Raw genomic sequence first — 16,818 nt, forward strand, 5'->3', positions numbered from 1 at the left:
GGTGCCTGAACCACTGTTTTGCCTGTGCAATCGTTTCCACTATCATTGGATTTAAGAAGAGAATGATGTATTTTGCCACCTACTCAAATCATCATCATGCGTTATCTTCTAACAACAGTCTTGCTATGCACCTTTGGTATTTTAACGGCACAGGATATCAGTCTTGCCCTGCAGAAAGAACCCCCGTTGACCCTGGCAGAAAAAAATGCCCGCTGGCAAACCCTGAAAGGTGGAACCCGCGTAGGTTTCCTGAACAGTAATAAACGATATCCGCAGGACCGGGTGCCTGAAGCAACGGCTCAAAATGCCGAAACACTGGTGGCCTGGAAGGGAGAACGGGTACATACCCAGCTGGGTGTATGGTCCGGGAAAGAAGTTCAGGTGGCTGTAACCGTGGGCGCCCTTAAGTCTAAGAGTGGTGCGGCTATTCCTGCGGACCAGGTACAGATCGGGTTGATGGGTTATGTAATGACGGATGAATTCCGCAACGGTTGCGGGCACCGGAAACCAGAAGATTTTGATTCTTCCCTGGTAGCCGATGCCATTCATTTTGAAAAGCGCAGCGGTACGGTAAAACAAAATCAGGTGCAGCCCGTGTGGGTAAGCGTGGATGTGCCGGCGGGTGCACAGCCTGGCAACTATGAAGGCTTCATTACCGTAAAAGCGGATAAGGAATACCGGTTAAAGCTGATGGTGTGGGTACTGGATAAAACCCTCCCTGCTACGTCCGACTGGGCGTTCCGGCTGGATCTGTGGCAGCACCCTGCAGCAGTAGCCCGGGTACATAATGTACCGTTGTGGAGCGATGCGCATTTTGACCTGATGCGGAAATACTATACGATGCTGGCGAAGGCCGGACAAAAATACATTACCGCCAGTATTGTAAATGAGCCCTGGGGACATCAGACCTATGATGATTATCCCAGTTTGATCAAATGGACCAAAAAGAAAGATGGTAGCTGGAGCTTTGACTACAGCCTCTTTGATAAATATGTAACATTTGTGATGAGCACCGGAATTGATCAGCGCATTAATTGTTACAGTATGGTGCCCTGGAAGGTGGCCTTTCAGTACTATGATGAAAACCTGGGGCGCGATACGGTATTTACCGGTAAGATCGGGTCGGAGGAATACAATGCCTTCTGGACGCCGATGCTCAGGGATTTTACCAGTCATCTGAAAGCAAGAGGATGGTTTGGGAAAACCACGATCGCTATGGATGAGCGCCCGATGGATGCCATGAAGGCCGTGATCAAATTGTTAAAAGGAATCGATAAGGACTGGAAGGTGGCATTGGCAGGGGATTACCATGCCGAGATTGAAAAGGATATTGATGACTATTGTCTTGCTTCCGCGCACCAGTTTCCGGCTGCGGTATTGGCGGCAAGGGCGCAACGCGGACAATTAAGTACCTGGTATACCTGCTGTACAGAAAAATATCCCAACGGTTTTACGTTTTCGCCGCCTGCAGAACATGTATGGGTGGGCTGGTACACAGCTGCCAAGAACATGCAGGGGTATCTGCGCTGGGCGTATAACAGCTGGGTGGCAGATCCGGTAAATGACAGCCGTTTCCGTACCTGGCCTGCCGGTGATACCTACCAGGTATACCCCGGGCCGGCAACTTCTATCCGTTTCGAAAAAATGATCGAAGGCGTTCAGGATTTTGAAAAGATCCGCGTGCTGAAGCAACAATACAAAAAAAGCGGTAACACAACGAAGCTGCAACAGCTGGAAGCAGCGCTCACGGCATTTGAGATCAAAAACCTCGAACGTCAGTCTGCAGCGGATATGGTGTTAAAGGTAAAGCCGCTGATCAATTAGGTTTCAGGTTGGGGGCGTTCCTGCCTGGAGGGGCATGCATTTTACGGGCAGGTTCCCTGCTGAATTGCGCTGATTTTTCGTAGGTTGCCGTTGATTGGATGCTGCAAACGGGCGCAGATGCCCGGCTTATAGATCCTTATATTGCTGCGCTGTTTATTGGAAACAACGCACATGAAGGCAACATGATTTATTACCGGGCTGCATTCATCAACGGTTAAAACCGGCGCATAGCCGCTGGTTTGTGCGATGTTAAATGTGTTGCCATCACTTATTAAGGGTAACGCCATCGGGCTGTATGTATACGATAACTCCGGAATTGATTATGGGTAGGGTACCTCCCAATAGCGTGTTGAGCACCATCGGCACGGTGCATTTTCTCCGCAGGATCGATCTGTGTCTAATTGCCGTCTTTTTCGGTTTTTGCTTATGTTAAACGCTTGGGGTACTCATACACCTCCGGCTATTATTTTCTTCATCATGATATCTGTTTGGGCCTCGTCGCCCAGTTTGAAGATGTGTTTGTCAAACGCTGTAAATCCATTCTTTTTATAAAAAGAAATCGCCCGCTGGTTTTCTTCCCAAACCCCCAGCCAAAGGTATTCGAAGCCCTGATCCGTGGCTACCTGGAGGGCTTTTTCGTAAAGCAGCTGGCCTACTTTTTTGCCCTGAAAAGACTGCAATACATAGATCCGTTCTATTTCAAGCGACCGGTTGTCCTTTATTTCGGTTTGAGCGCTACCTGTATTTAATTTCAAATAACCGATAATTTCCTGATCCGCTAGTGCAAAATAAAATTGGGCCTGTTCATCCTTCAGTTCACGGGTAAGCTTCGCTGTTGAAAAACCTTCTTCCAGGTATTTCAACATATTTGCTGCTGTATTTGCAGCCGCAAAGGTTTCAGAAAATGTTTGCCGGCCGATCTGCTGTAACGGCAATACATCATCCGGATTGGCTTTTCTTATCGTAATTACTTCCATCGCATAAAGGTCTTTAATAGCATGCCCTGGGTTAATCCTATAACGGTATTGCCCTTAAAAGGTTCGTACCACCGGGTTACCCCGAACGTTGCGTTGCGGGCAAAAAAGAACCGTCTTCAAAAGTACATACCCGGTATGCACCCGTTGAAGACGGTTTTATACAGCTTGTTTATTTAATGATCTTAAAGAACCGCTTCCAGCGGGGACCGTTCTCATAACTGAACCAGATCATCGCCGCTTTTCCTACCACATGATCTTCGGGTACAAAACCCCAGTAACGGCTATCCTGCGATTTATGACGGTTGTCGCCCATCATCCAGTAATAGTCCATTTTAAAGGTGTATTTGTTGGTGGCCACACCGTTGATCACAAAACTGCCGTTTGGATTCTCAACCAGACTGTTCTTCTCATACACCTGTATGGCCCGGCGGTACAGCGCTATATTTTCTGGAGTAAGGGTAACGGTTGCGCCCTTTTTAGGAATCCAGATGGTACCGAAATTGTCCCGGTTCCATTTGAAATGCACGGTATCAAAGGGGAAAGTACCTTGTTCCGTATAATGCGCCGGGTAGGTATCTTTAACAATGCTATTCGGATCTACCACGGAAAGCTTTTTCAGGATGTCGAGCTCCGGAAGCGTGAGGTTGATCGTATAATTGCCGCCGCTCATCATGCCAAAATCCGGACCGGTGCCTTCCATGTTAAGCCGGATGCCGGACTCCCGCAGGAAATCGGCATCAACGGGGGTATTATTCTTGGTGCGGAAGAAATAAAAAGTAGCCGATGTGGGTGGCACATAACCCGGTTCATTGTTGATGTACACAATACCGTCTACGATCTTTAACGAATCACCGGCCACCCCGATACAGCGTTTAATATAGTTGTCCGTTTTATCAACCGGGTGCACGGCCAGCGGCTGGAATTCGGGGTTGTTCAATACCTGTTCCCGTCCGTAAGCCCTTACCAGGGAATAATAGGGCTGGAAGGACTGATATCCTTCTTTATTGATGACGGTATCGCCCTCCGGGAAATTAAATACCACACAATCGTTTCTTTTTACCGGTGATGCAAACCAGCGGATATAGGGAAGCTGTACCAGCGTGGTGTAGGATTTGGCACTGCTTCCGGGGAGGTAATTATGTACAAAAGGAACCGAAAGCGGGGTATTGGGTATCCGCGGTCCGTAACTGAATTTGCTTACAAAAAGATAATCGTTGATCAGCAGTGTTTTTTCCATTGAGCTGGAGGGGATCACATACGCTTCAAAGATAAAGATGCGGATCAGGGTAGCGGCTACCACAGCAAAGATCGCTGCATCCACCCATTCCCTCCATCCGGGCTTCTGGTGGTGTTTAACACCTTCGGCTTTGATAAAACGGGCGTCTTTATTGCGTGCGAGCCAGGGAAAATAAAAAGGAGCAAATAAGGCGGCAAAGAAATGATCGGCGAAGGAAAAGCGACAAAATACTTTTGCAAATTCGATAAAGATACCGGGGGTAATAAACCAGCCCACAACCGGAATAAACTGCCAGAATACCCAGTGCTTGGGCCGCCCGGTAATTTCCTGCATCACCCAGGTATTATAGAAAGGAATATACGCTTTCCAGGATGCCTGTCCTGCTTTCTTAAACAGCGGAGCCAAACCAAAGGAAGGAAGAAAAACCAAAAGGGTACTGATCAGATAGACAACAAATAAATGGTACAGTGGCATCGGTTCAAACTATTTTAATCAACAAATTTATTGTAAAGGGGGCAGATTGTGCCTTTTTGCTTTACAGAATTAACAATTTAACGGCTTCCAAATAAAAGAGGCTGCCCCCAAATATATGGAAACAGCCTCTTAGCTATATCAAAAATCTTTATTTGCGCTTTTTAACCGCTGGTTTTGGAGTGGTGCCGCCCTTTTTCTGGTAGGTATCAGCGAGCTTAACGGCTTCGTAGGCATTGATAATACCGCCGGTTGTTGATAATTCGGAAAGGGAAACCATGGCCCCGTTTTCCGGATTGGTTACTTTTTCGGCAGGTTTTACCACAGACCGTTCAATGATCTCTTTTACCTGTACGGCGCTGAGTTCGGGGTAATAGCTCATGATCAACGCCGCCAACCCGGTAACTACGGGGGCTGCCATACTGGTGCCCTGTTGATTGCCGTAAACGTTACCGCCCGGCAGCGTGGAATAGATCTGCACGCCGGGTGCAAAAACATCTACTTCTTTTTTCCCATAATTGGAGAAATTAGCAACCAGTCCGCTTTTGGCATCCGGCCCGCTGGCTCCAACGGTGATCCAGGTGGCGGGTCTGCTTTTATCCAGGTAGTATGCCGAAGGAAAATTGAAGGTAGTGTCGTTGTTCTGCTTATCGTTTCCTGCAGCATGAACTAGCAGTACTCCTTTATCAACGGCATATTTAACGGCATCATCCACCCATTTTTTTTCGGGGGAGAAGCCTTTACCAAAGCTCATATTGATCACACGGGCGCCGTTGTCTACCGCATAGCGGATGGCCAATGCGATATCTTTGTCGTGCTCATCGCCATTGGGTACAGCACGCACGGCCATGATCTGCACATTATCGGCCACCCCATCCATACCAAGATTATTCATTCTTGCTGCGCCCACAATACCGGCCACGTGTGTACCGTGCATTGCCGACTCATCATCTACAGTAAGATTGTTATTACCATAGTACCGGTCATTGATGTCGTTATAGTTGTCTTTTACCACTTCATCGCGGTAGGCTGCCGGTGCCTGCTTCCTGTTGTTCATTTTTTCCACATCCCTTTCTACCACTTCGATGAGGTCCTTATTGGTAAGATCCTCGCTGTTGTTGTCTTTGCTGAAAGCGGTCAGGAAGGCTTTGAACTGGTTGGCATTAACGGTGGTTGCCCGGTAGCCGGAGAGATCTTTTACCGTATATTTTTCTTTTTTCAGATCAATGCGGATGATCTCATCGCCGGTTTTCATCATTTTGAGGGCCCGCTCCAGGAACACGTCATCAGACCCGCTTTCATCGGGTTTAAATACATCCTCCTTTGCACGCACCCAGGTTTTATAGGCCTCCTGTTCGGCGGCGGGAACCTGGTCGGCCGTTTTACCGTCGTATTTGCTCTTCAAACTCCAGTAAACCCGGGCTGCTTCGTAAGAATCCTTGGTCACATTTGCTTTTCCATCGCGGCTGCCGATAAAATTCCAGCCATGCATATCATCGATGTACCCGTTTTTATCGTCATCGATCCCGTTACCGGGAATTTCACCCTTATTGGTCCATAAAACAGGACGCAGGTCTTCATGCGTGGTATCGATACCCGAATCTACAATGCCGGCAATCACCGGTGTGCTTTTTTTGTTCTTCGATTTCAGGAAATCATAGGCTTTGTCAAGACTGATGCCGTAATAACCATCAGTTTTCAGATCTTTCAGGTGCCATCCTTTCGGAACGTCGGATTGCGCGTAACCTGTCATCAGCAACGTGCTTGCCAACAGGGCCAAACCGGTTTTTTTCAACGATTTCATCATGTATTATCTAGATTGAGTTTTCGTATGCAAAAGCTGCAAATTTAACGGATCATGTTTAAAGATTATCTTAAAAGAGGCCTCTTTAAAGCCAGGTACCGTCTATCATTTACGATGTGGTATCGGATGGATCCGTTGCACTTTTGCATTTCTTTAAGTAATATTTATCAGTTATAGGTCGAACCGTATACCCTGCGCCAGCGGCAGGGCCGTGCTGTAGTTGATGGTATTGGTTTGCCGCCGCATGTAATTTTTCCAGGCATCGCTGCCGCTTTCCCTTCCGCCACCCGTTTCCTTTTCCCCACCAAAAGCCCCGCCGATCTCCGCGCCGGAAGTGCCGATATTTACATTGGCAATACCGCAATCGCTTCCCGCAGCGGAAAGGAATTGCTCCGCTTCCCGCAGGTTAAGGGTCATGATGGCGGACGAAAGCCCTTGCGGAACAGCATTCTGCAGCGCGATGGCTTCTTCCAGTGTCTGATATTTAAGCAGGTATAAAATGGGTGCGAAGGTCTCCTGTTTAATTATAGAAAAATGAGGTTTCGCTTCTGCTACACAGGGCTTTACGTAACATCCGCTTTCGTAGGCTGCACCTTTCAATACCCCGCCTTCCACCAGGAATGTTCCACCTTCTGCCCGGCATTGATCAATGGCATTGAGGTATTGTGTTACGGCCCCCGTGTCGATAAGCGGCCCCACATGGTTTGCCGGATCCAGGGGATCCCCGATCTTTAATTGCGCGTAAGCCTGCTTTAATTTCTCTTTTACGGTTTCATAAACGGCTTCATGGATAATGAGCCTGCGGGTAGTAGTGCAGCGCTGCCCGGCGGTGCCCACAGCACCGAATAATGCCCCGGTGATTGCAATATTCAGATCGGCGTCCTTTGAAATGATGATGGCATTGTTGCCGCCGAGTTCCAGGAGAGAGCGGCCTAACCGCCCGGCCACCGTGGCGGCTACAGCCTTGCCCATCCGGGTAGAGCCCGTTGCAGAAACAAGCGCCACCCGGGTATCCTGGGCCAGCCATTCGCCGGCAGCACTTCCTCCGGAAATTAAATTACAAACCCCTTCAGGTACATTATTGGCTTTAAATATTTTAGCTACAATTTGCTGACAGGCGATGGCGCAAAGGGGTGTTTTTTCAGAGGGCTTCCAGATACAGGTATTGCCGCAAACCAAGGCCAGCATAGCATTCCAGCTCCAAACGGCTACCGGAAAATTAAATGCAGAAATAATACCTACTACTCCCAGCGGATGGTACTGCTCATACATCCGGTGCCCCGGCCGTTCGCTATGCATGGTAAGGCCATAAAGCTGCCGGCTGAGCCCTACCGCAAAATCGCAGATATCGATCATCTCCTGTACTTCGCCCCAGCCTTCCTGGAGGCTTTTGCCCATTTCATAGGATACCAGTCTGCCCAGGGCATCCTTATGCTCCCGCAGGGCATCGCCGATCTGGCGTACTACCTCGCCCCGCCTTGGTGCAGGCCAGCTGCGCCATGCTGGAAAAGCCAGCTGTGCCTTTGCTGCCACCTCGTTGTAATCAGCTGCAGTGGTAGCTGCTACAACGCCGATCTGCCGGCCGTCTACCGGTGAGCAGGAGCTGATATCCTCAGATAGCGACCCCAGCCACGTACTGCCGGTACTGGTACCCTGGTTCGCTTTTTCAATGCCCAGTGTTTTTAAAAAATCCATAGTTGTGATTTTGATCGGGGAATTTACGAAAAATAAACCGAGTGGCGGTAAATAGCCGCAGATACACGGAGCCACTGAAATTTTGACTACCCGCAGGTTCCGGGGATTTTTGCGGAAGGTTTAGAGCATCGATTAACGATTGTTTTTATGCGTTTCCCTGGCATAAAAGAAGCACTATCGGGGGCATGATTTTTCCATTGATTTCCTGTAAGTTTGACGTATCTACTGAATATAAAATGAATGAAGTCATATGAGTGAAAAACGTATACGGATATTGGTGGCTGGCTGCGGAAATATGGGCAGCTCACATGCTGCGGCCTATCATCAAATGGAAGCCTTTGAAATCTGCGGGCTGGTATCCAGGGGCAATAGCAACCAGGAACTCAATGAAAAACTGGGGACCCGCTATCCGCTTTATTCGGACTATTACGAAGCCCTTGCTGAAACAAAGCCGGATGCGGTTTGCATTGCTACTTACCAGGATACCCATGAGGACTACGCTGTAAAAGCACTGGAAGCCGGCGCCGATGTGTTTATTGAAAAACCGCTGGCAGATTCCGTTGCCGGCGCTGAGCGGGTGGTAGCGGCGGCTAAAGAGTACGGGCGGAAACTGGTGATCGGTTATATCCTGCGGCATCATCCTTCCTGGAAAAAATTTATTGAACTGGCTTCGGGGCTGGGCCGGCCGCTGGTGATGCGGATGAACCTGAACCAGCAAAGCAGCGGTCATGCATGGCAGGTACATAAAAAATTCCTTTCCAATATGAGCCCTATTGTGGATTGTGGTGTGCACTATATTGATGTGATGTGCCAGATGGTACGGTCCAAACCGGTGCAGGTAACCGCCATCGGCGCACGCCTTTCGGAAGCTGTGCCGGAAGACAATTACAACTATGGCCAGTTGCAGCTTCGCTTTGAAGATGGTTCCGTGGGTTGGTATGAAGCGGGCTGGGGGCCCATGATCAGTGAAACGGCCTTTTTTGTAAAGGATGTGATCGGTCCGAAGGGCTCGGTTTCCATCGTTGCCAAAAATGCAGGCGGGGTGGGAGCATCTTCCAATATTGATGCGCATACGAAAACAGAATCCATTTTATGGCACCACGCGGATATCGATGCCGATGACCGGTTTACAAAAAAAGATGAATGGATCGATATGCAGGACGAGCCGGATCACCAGGAATTGTGCAACCGGCAGCAACGTTATTTTTACGATGCTATTGTAAATGATGCAGACCTCAGCGATCATATGAGTGATGCGGTAAACAGCCTGCGGATCGCATTTGCCTGCGATGAGTCGGTAAAAACCGGACAGGTAGTGCGGCTTTAGTTTACAAGAATACATTCCGGTAAAACGGTCATATAGGTCTAAAAAAAATGGCTGCCCTTTTGAGACAGCCATTTTGCTTTTTGCTATAAAACAGTTATTTCTTTCCCAGGTCCTTGATCCGCAGGTTCCGGAATTTTACATAGGAACCATGTCCCAGGAACCCGATATGTCCTGCTTTATTCAACAGCCCCGGATGTTTTTTATGATCCGGTGTATCCGTATTGTTTTTACTGGCCTTGGCAATATCGCCATCTACGATGGTTTTGCCATTCAGGATCACCGTAATGTGGTTGCCTACCGCCCGTACCTCCTGGTAATTCCATTCGCCCAGCGGTTTTAAATAACCTCTTAACGCAGGGATGATGCCATAAACGGAACCATGGTACTGGTAAGGCTGCAGCTCTTTATAGATGGGCGCTTCATTGTCCAGGATCTGCAATTCCATACCTTCGTAAGCGGCGTCGCCGGTTAACGGTGCACGGATACCCAGCCCGTTATTGGCGCCTGGTGTTAGCTGGAATTCAAAACGCATTACAAAGTCACTGTATTCGTTTTCAGTATACACATTCCGGTTGGCACCTTCCGGAACCGCAATCGTAGGATCGCAAATAATATTTCCATCCTGTGCAAAATAACCTTCGGTATTGCCGGTCCAGCCCTTCATGTCTACGCCGTTGAACATCGGTACAAAACCTTCTTTCTTTTCCTGTTCGCTCAGCACATAAGGCTGGGGACGGGGAATTTCGCGTACATATACATCCCGGAATTCCAGCCGCGTGCCATGGGCCTGCAGTTCAATGGCCTCTTTGCTAAAGATCGGAATCTTACGATCCCAGTAATTTTCCAGCACGGTGTTATTGGTAACCAGCTGGCCATTCAGGTAAACGGTTACTTTATTACCAACCATTTTAATGCGGAAGGTATTCCATTCGTTGATCGGGTTATCGGCAAACACCAGCGGCGTGCTCCGGTTCTTCTGGTTATTGTACAGCCCCCCGGATCCTACCTGTGCGCCTACATCGGTACGTGAAGGATCCCAGGTTTGTACCTGCGGTGATCCTCTTAAATAAACACCGCCATCACCTTTGGCTTCCATCCGCCAATCTACAAACAGTTCAAAATCTTCATACATTTTAGTAGATACCAGGTTGTCGAATCCTTTGCCGTCAAATACCAGCACGCCGTTCTCTACCCGCCAGTCTCTGCGCATCTGCTCATCGGATTTTTGTTGTGCTTCGGCTAGTTGCTGGGCGGTCATTTTTGCCCGGGTCAGCGGGTTGCCCACCAGGCCTTTCCAGCCGGAGAGGTCTTTGCCATTGAACATAGAAACATAGCCCGGCTCCTTTGGAAGACCAGCCAGCTGTTTTACCCAAGCAGCTTTCTGATAAGCGGCTTCGCCATCTTTGTTCAGGGAGATCGCTTTGTTTACGATACTTTCTACCAGCGGCCCGTAAAGATCTGTATGATCAGTAACAATGGCCATTACTGCTTGTACGGCGGCCTGTTGCAATGCCGCATCATCCATGTATTTAGCAACAAATACCAGGGATAACAACGAACTGTTGCTGGAGATGCCCCGCAGGATATTTGTTTTCTGTGCATTATTGGAAGCCAGGTCCATCGCCTTGCGGAACATCAGTATTTTCTGATCCACCGGGTTTTTAGACCGGTTGATACCAGCGATAAAACTGTTGAGTGCCTCATTTTTAAAAGTGGCATTGGCAGGATCTTTTGCAATACCATAGAGTGCATCCAATGCTGTAAAATCACTCCAGGATGCAAGGGCCTTTAACGCCGCTGCTTTCTGATCCTGGCTGCCGGTATTGAAGTCGTTTCGTACCACATCCAGGGCTTCTTTACCTCCAATGTCACCCAGCACGGAATAGTAATGGGTTTTGTTGGCTCCCGTACCATTCATGAGTTCTTTTACGGCTGCAACCTGGTCGGCCTTTGTTTTCTTTTCTTTAATGGCTGCAAACAGCGACTGTTGCAGGGCATCGGTTTCCTCCGCATTGGATGATTGATTCAACAGGCCGGCGATCTTTGCTTCATCACCAGCAGCAGCTACATAAGGCAGTGCCTTTATTGCGGCAAGCCGTACAGCGGCATCGTTGTTGGTAACATCTCCAAAAACGGCTGAAGCATATTTTTCACCGCCACGGCGGGCTACAATATCCATCAGCGTAGTGCGTGCGGTACCCGAAGCCTGGGGCAACAGGGCTGCTGCCTGACTGGCTACGTCGGCACCTTTGATGGTCAGCAGCGCATTTTTAGCAGCGCCGGCAACGGCTGCGTCACCGGATTTAATCAGGTTCAGCAAGGGGGCAATGGCCTTGTCTTCACCGGCACGCGCAATAGCTGCAATGGCTGCCAGCTGTACCTGTTTGTTATTAGAACCCAGCAGACTGGTAAGCAGCGGCAATGCGGACTGATCTTTATGTGCTCCGAATACATATAGGAGGTCTGCCTGCTGATCGGGATCACTTGCTTTTTTTACGGCATCCTGTATTTGGGCAGATGTTTGTGCATCGTAGGATTGCTCCAGCAACGCCACGGCTGCCGCACGATATTGTTTGTCCGATGATGAAAGCGCTGAAAGCAGCTCCGGGCGTGCATTTTCGCCGGCTGTTTTATAAAGCAGGCCCAGGGCCGCATTTTTAAACTGGGCCGGCAGGCCGTTCATGGCCAGTAATGCACGGGCGGTTGTTTCTGCATTGGCCTTTCCGGGGCCTGCTGCTGTTTTAGAAAGATAACGCAGGTAAGAATTCATGGCATTGGATGCTTCGGCCTTATAGTTTACCTTTTGCGCTGCCGCTTTCATTGTGGCGGCAGATTGCGGGTCTCCGATGGTAGCCAGGGAATATAACAACACTTTTTGTGTATTTGCATCCTGAGTCCCGGTATACAATTGTTGTAGTTTTTTTGCGGCCGGTGCATAGCCCATGTCACCCAGTGCTTTGATCAACGTGATCTGCTGGCTGCCTTTTGCCGTGGTTAATGCATATAATAATGCGTTGGCTGCAGTGGTGGTATTTACCCGTACGAGCACGCGAGCTGCTGGGTCGCTGAGGCGTTTGTTAAGCAGGTACCCCTTTACAACAGGTACCACTTCGTCGCCGGCTACGTATTGCAGTTCCTGCAACAGGAAGTCTTTCACTTCATCGCTTTTGGCGGCTTTGATCCCGTTGGTCAGTGCCAGTGCCGCCGTGCGTTTGGCCATAGCGTCGGTTCCTTTTCCAAGATATTTTGACAACCCGCCAATGGCATAACGGGCCGCTTCATCAGTGCGTTTGCCCGGGGGCTGAATGGCCGCAATGATCTTCCGGTAACCGGGTTCCCCGATGCTTACCAGCTCTTTCATAGCCGCATCCAGCGCGGCAGAATTCTGCGCCGGTAATTTCATTAAAAGATCGGCCACTTTTGTTTCGATGGTTCGTACATCTGTTTTTTGCTGCGCAGGAGCGATGCCCGCCAGCAGTAGTAATATAAAAGTTAGTATAGTAAATTTTTTCATCATCTGGTTTTTTAGGATCATCAAATGGACCAAGGTCCGCGCATGGGTTGATTAATGAGTGCATTGGCTGCAGCGTCGTTTACGAACTCCAGCTTTACCGGGTCAAACTCCAGCGAGCGTCCCAGGCGCACGGCTATGATGGCCAGGTTTACCAGGGTGGCAGAACGGAAACCGTTGTCTTCATTCAATGCAAATTTCTGGCGGGTTTTTACCGCCTGCGCAAAGTCGATGAGCTGTGGCTCCGGATCGGGCATGGCCGCCAGCTTTTTATCAAGGTCGGGGATGGTGGTACGGAACCCGTTAAACACTTTTCCCTTGGGGCCTTCGATATACGCCGCATTCGTGTCGCGGTTTTCCCCGTCAAGGATGATCTTGCAGCCGTCTTCATACGTAAGCTCAATGCGCTTCCAGGTGCCTGCAGCATCCGGATCCTGCTCCGGTGCATCCACATCAATCCTTACCGGACTGGTATGATCCTTTCCTAAAAAGTATTGCACCGGGTCCAGGTAATGTTGTCCCATATCACCCAGTCCGCCGCCATCATAATCCCAGTAGCCGCGGAAGGTTTGATGCACGCGGTGGGGGTTGTACGGCTTGTAAGGAGCGGGCCCCAGCCAGAAGTCGTAATCCAGTTGCTGCGGCACGGGTTGTACGTCGAGCACCGTTTTGCCTACCCAGAAAAACTTCCAGTTAAACCCGGTAGCGGCATTTACGGTCACTTTCAGCGGCCATCCCAGCAAACCGCTCTCCACGAGCTTTTTGATGGGTTTTACGGTCGTATTCATCCCATAGAAATTATCCTTAAAACGGAACCAGGTATTGAGGCGGAACATGCGTTCGTTCTGCTGGATCACTTCGCGTACCCGCTTGCCCTCGCCAATGGTGCGGGTCATGGGTTTTTCGCACCATACATCTTTACCGGCATTGGCCGCATCCACACTCATAATACCATGCCAGTGCGGAGGGGTAGCAATATGCACAATGTCGATGGCCGGATCCTGCAACAGTTCCCGGTAATCATGGTAGGTTTTGGTTCCCTTAGGAGACTTGCCCAGGGCATCGTTCAGGTGCTTCTTGTCAACATCGCAAATGGCCACCAGGCGTGCGCCCGGATATGCAATATGCCCCTGTCCCATGGAACCAACACCAATAATGGCCTTCGTCAGCTGGTCGCTGGGCGCAATATGCCGGGGACCTCCCAGCACATAGGACGGCACGATGGTAAATGCCGCAAATGAAGCAGCACTGTTCTTAATAAATTTTCTGCGATTCATATGAATGTTTAATGGCTTTAAGAAGTTAGTAAACCGTTAATGCTGGTTAAAGATAAGCCCGCCAAATAAATAACTAAAATAATCAACGTTGTTTTTTTGTATCTTTTTAATGAAGAAGGCTGTTTGATAAAAATTATTATGATACTATAGCTACTTATTTTAAAAAATTATAAAAGTGTGGCCGGAAAGAGAATGAAATATTCATTAAAATTTACCGGCTGCAGGCCTCCTGTTATACCAAAACAGTTTAACCGGAAAGGATCCGGTTACCGGTAACGGTACCGGCATCCGGGTCTTACAATAATTTTTCCATCCCGGGCAACCGGCTCCGTTAGATTTGCATTTTGTGACATAAGTACTACTGATTTGAGTTTGGCACACATACTAGAGGGTTGCAGAAGGAGGGAACGCAATGCCCAACGGCAGCTGTTTCATACCTATGCATCCCAGATGCTGGCTGTGTGCATCCGCTACGTGAAGCGGAAAGAAGATGCAGAGGAACTCATGTTACAGGGGTTTGAAAAGTTCTTTACACAGATCCATTCCTTTACTTTTCAGGGCGAAGCGGCTTTTGCCGGCTACCTGAAACGGATCATGGTAAACGAATGCCTGATGCTGCTGCGAAAACGGAAAGTTGTTTTTGAGGAGATCGATGATCGAAGTCTGGCGATAACACAGGCAGAAACGCCGGTTGAACGTCTTTCATCCAAAGAAATTTTTGAATTGATTTTAAAATTACCGGAAGGGTATGCTACGGTATTTAATCTCTTTGTGATAGAAGACCTGAGTCATAAAGAAATTGCGCGGCTGCTGGGAATTACAGAGGGTACTTCAAAGTCGCAGCTAAGCAAGGCCAGGGCTTTATTACAAAAAATGATAACGGTACATGGAAAATAGGGATCGTCAAATAAGCGACAAAGTAAACGCGTACCGGATCGGGGATTTTGATCCGGATGCCGGTTGGGCACAACTGGAGCAGCGGCTGTATCCCCGTAAAAAACGGATCCTAAGCTGGCGCTATGCCGCGGCAGCCTGTTTGATCGCATGTATCGCAGGGGCCTTTCTTTACAGCAATCATTCGGGGAAAACAGCGCACAGGGCAGGTCTGGCAGCTGTACGGTTGATGAACAATACATTGCCGGCAATGGTGAATGATGGAAGCCTGCACCCGCCGGTACCTCCGGAGAAAACGGGTATACAGCAGCAGTTCCGGAGCCATGCCCCGGTTGCAAAACCGTCGTATACCCGGATGCAGCCGGTTGTTGAAAAATCCGTTCCGTTACATACGGGACCAGCAATCGCTACCGGAACAACTGACCCGCAAAAGCCGGAGCCGGTAACGGCGGCTGTAACGCCGGCGGCATCAGCAGGTAAGCCATCCGGTCAGTTACCTGTTTTGACAGAAGAAGCATTTGAGGCCGTTGTGAACCCCGGGAAACCCCGGTCTGAAAAGCAAAAGCGGTTTTTGAAATACCTGGCTGCAAGAGCCCGGCAAACGGATTATACCGGAGAAAAGCTTTCATCATCATCAACCATCGTTAAATTTTAATAGAATGAAAAGGGTAATGTTATTATGCGCTGTTTTTGCCGTATGCCTGAAAGATGCGGCTGCTCAAAAAACGTACTGGGAGGTATCGTCCAATATGTTTAACAATGCCGAACAACGCAAGGGAATTAACCTGGAACTGGCGGGTGGAAATAAGTTAATCGTCTATACGAATAATGCGCTCACAGTGGGTAACGGGATGGATTTTAGAGTGATCCTGAACGCATTTTTCCTGAACTATGATGTGATACGCGATAGTGTAAACGAATCGCTGTCGAATAAACTGCATTTCTTTTATAACGCCGGCGGTAAAAATGGGCTTACCGTCATTCCCGGAAGGGCCTGGCAGCAACAATATGTGGTTGTAGACGGCAAGCCTTCCATTATGAAACAGGGAAAGGACACGGTAAATATTTATCCAAGAAATGCAGGCCAGCAAGGGGTTTCTGTTTTTTCTTTTATTGTAAACCGTATCGAGGACCTGCGGACGTATCTGACCGTAAACACCATCAATGATTTTATTGAGGCCGTAAATAAAGATATAGGGGCGGAAGGAAAGAGCTATAAACCTGTTGTGCGGGGGCGGAATTTTTATACAACTGATTTCCAATCGAGGTTTACCGGAACCTATGCCATTAAGAATGGCGCTGTGGAGGGAACGTTGCAACCGGTTGTTTCCCGGATCAAAAATATATCGGTATCTGTAGCGGCATCGCTGCAAAATTTTAAAAGTTATATGACTCCCTCGTTCAATACCAGTTTTGACTTCTATCTGAAGGGAATTCAAAAAGATGAATATGTACGGTTTAGTGCTTATTGGGAGCCGTTGTTTCTTTTTGATAAAAATGCGGCTGGAAAACTGGAAACGTTCCGGAGTGATTTTGTAGGCATCGCTTACGAATACCGGCGGGGCAGCAGTAATAACCGGCTGGGATTTTATGCGCCCATCTCTATTGCTTACCTGGTTAGAAGGCGGGGTGATTTTTTTGAAAAGAATACCTTCAATTTTGGAATCGGGGGTATTAAATACGGGGCCATGACCCTGCGGCCTTCCATGTATTTTGACGGGCTGCTCAAAAATGTTTCGCCCTCCGTGCAGGTTTCGGTTAGCTGGGGCCGGTAAGAAACGCAATATTTCCGGAAACGGTT

The 16,818-nt window shown here is 48.8% G+C and carries 11 protein-coding genes; 5 read left to right on the forward strand and 6 right to left on the reverse strand.

Translation table 11 applies throughout. The features are described 5' to 3' along the window. Positions 1-96: 96 nt before the first annotated feature. Positions 97-1,824 (forward strand): DUF4091 domain-containing protein, encoded by a 1,728-nt coding sequence (locus LQ567_RS01775; protein WP_231002378.1) that lies wholly within the window; start codon positions 97-99, stop codon positions 1,822-1,824. Between the two features lie 446 nt (positions 1,825-2,270). On the opposite strand, the gene LQ567_RS01780 is transcribed toward LQ567_RS01775, so the two are convergent. The 4 genes from LQ567_RS01780 to amaB form a co-directional block, all read right to left on the reverse strand. Next, positions 2,271-2,801, reverse strand: coding sequence for a GNAT family N-acetyltransferase (locus LQ567_RS01780; protein ID WP_231002379.1), 531 nt, complete (start codon positions 2,799-2,801; stop codon positions 2,271-2,273). A 169-nt stretch (positions 2,802-2,970) separates the two neighbouring features. Continuing rightward, a complete protein-coding gene (gene lepB / locus LQ567_RS01785) occupies positions 2,971-4,512 on the reverse strand; it encodes a signal peptidase I (protein ID WP_231002380.1) in 1,542 nt (513 codons plus the stop codon). A gap of 148 nt (positions 4,513-4,660) precedes the next feature. Next, the gene (locus tag LQ567_RS01790; protein WP_231002381.1) at positions 4,661-6,316 is read right to left on the reverse strand and encodes a S8 family peptidase; all 1,656 of its coding nucleotides are present in this window, start codon (positions 6,314-6,316) and stop codon (positions 4,661-4,663) included. Positions 6,317-6,484: 168 nt separating this feature from the next. Next, complete coding sequence (gene amaB / locus LQ567_RS01795) at positions 6,485-8,008, reverse strand: L-piperidine-6-carboxylate dehydrogenase (protein ID WP_231002382.1); 1,524 nt, start codon at positions 8,006-8,008, stop codon at positions 6,485-6,487. 250 nt (positions 8,009-8,258) lie between these two features. Here amaB and LQ567_RS01800 point away from each other — a divergent pair, with 250 nt between their 5' ends. Continuing rightward, a complete protein-coding gene (locus LQ567_RS01800) occupies positions 8,259-9,335 on the forward strand; it encodes a Gfo/Idh/MocA family protein (protein WP_231002383.1) in 1,077 nt (358 codons plus the stop codon). Between the two features lie 94 nt (positions 9,336-9,429). Here LQ567_RS01800 and LQ567_RS01805 read toward each other — a convergent pair whose 3' ends face one another. After that, positions 9,430-12,852: a DUF1080 domain-containing protein gene (locus LQ567_RS01805; RefSeq protein WP_231002384.1), complete on the reverse strand. Its 3,423-nt coding sequence runs from the start codon at positions 12,850-12,852 to the stop codon at positions 9,430-9,432. A 17-nt stretch (positions 12,853-12,869) separates the two neighbouring features. Beyond that, a complete protein-coding gene (locus tag LQ567_RS01810; protein ID WP_231002385.1) occupies positions 12,870-14,123 on the reverse strand; it encodes a Gfo/Idh/MocA family oxidoreductase in 1,254 nt (417 codons plus the stop codon). Between the two features lie 372 nt (positions 14,124-14,495). On the opposite strand from LQ567_RS01810, the gene LQ567_RS01815 reads away from it, so the two are divergent. Genes LQ567_RS01815 through LQ567_RS01825 form a run of 3 tightly spaced genes read left to right on the forward strand, consistent with a single transcriptional unit; the run spans position 14,496 to position 16,792 of the window. Next, the gene (locus LQ567_RS01815; RefSeq protein ID WP_231002386.1) at positions 14,496-15,020 is read left to right on the forward strand and encodes an RNA polymerase sigma factor; all 525 of its coding nucleotides are present in this window, start codon (positions 14,496-14,498) and stop codon (positions 15,018-15,020) included. After that, the gene (locus LQ567_RS01820; protein WP_231002387.1) at positions 15,010-15,672 is read left to right on the forward strand and encodes a hypothetical protein; all 663 of its coding nucleotides are present in this window, start codon (positions 15,010-15,012) and stop codon (positions 15,670-15,672) included. Before LQ567_RS01815 ends, LQ567_RS01820 begins: the two co-directional genes overlap by 11 nt. Positions 15,673-15,676: 4 nt before the next feature. Then, positions 15,677-16,792, forward strand: coding sequence for a hypothetical protein (locus LQ567_RS01825; protein WP_231002388.1), 1,116 nt, complete (start codon positions 15,677-15,679; stop codon positions 16,790-16,792). The last annotated feature ends 26 nt before the right edge of the window (positions 16,793-16,818 follow it).

Source organism: Niabella pedocola (genome assembly GCF_021044425.1).
GTDB classification, from domain to species: Bacteria; Bacteroidota; Bacteroidia; order Chitinophagales; family Chitinophagaceae; genus Niabella; species Niabella pedocola.

Excerpts from the sequence above, each read along its gene's own strand:
- LQ567_RS01775 (WP_231002378.1), top strand. The coding sequence starts at position 97 with ATGCGTTATCTTCTAACAACAGTCTTGCTATGCACCTTTGGTATTTTA.
- LQ567_RS01810 (WP_231002385.1), bottom strand. The coding sequence starts at position 14,123 with ATGAATCGCAGAAAATTTATTAAGAACAGTGCTGCTTCATTTGCGGCA.
- lepB (WP_231002380.1), bottom strand. The coding sequence starts at position 4,512 with ATGCCACTGTACCATTTATTTGTTGTCTATCTGATCAGTACCCTTTTG.
- amaB (WP_231002382.1), bottom strand. The coding sequence starts at position 8,008 with ATGGATTTTTTAAAAACACTGGGCATTGAAAAAGCGAACCAGGGTACC.
- LQ567_RS01790 (WP_231002381.1), bottom strand. The coding sequence starts at position 6,316 with ATGATGAAATCGTTGAAAAAAACCGGTTTGGCCCTGTTGGCAAGCACG.
- LQ567_RS01780 (WP_231002379.1), bottom strand. The coding sequence starts at position 2,801 with ATGGAAGTAATTACGATAAGAAAAGCCAATCCGGATGATGTATTGCCG.
- LQ567_RS01820 (WP_231002387.1), top strand. The coding sequence starts at position 15,010 with ATGGAAAATAGGGATCGTCAAATAAGCGACAAAGTAAACGCGTACCGG.
- LQ567_RS01800 (WP_231002383.1), top strand. The coding sequence starts at position 8,259 with ATGAGTGAAAAACGTATACGGATATTGGTGGCTGGCTGCGGAAATATG.
- LQ567_RS01805 (WP_231002384.1), bottom strand. The coding sequence starts at position 12,852 with ATGATGAAAAAATTTACTATACTAACTTTTATATTACTACTGCTGGCG.
- LQ567_RS01825 (WP_231002388.1), top strand. The coding sequence starts at position 15,677 with ATGAAAAGGGTAATGTTATTATGCGCTGTTTTTGCCGTATGCCTGAAA.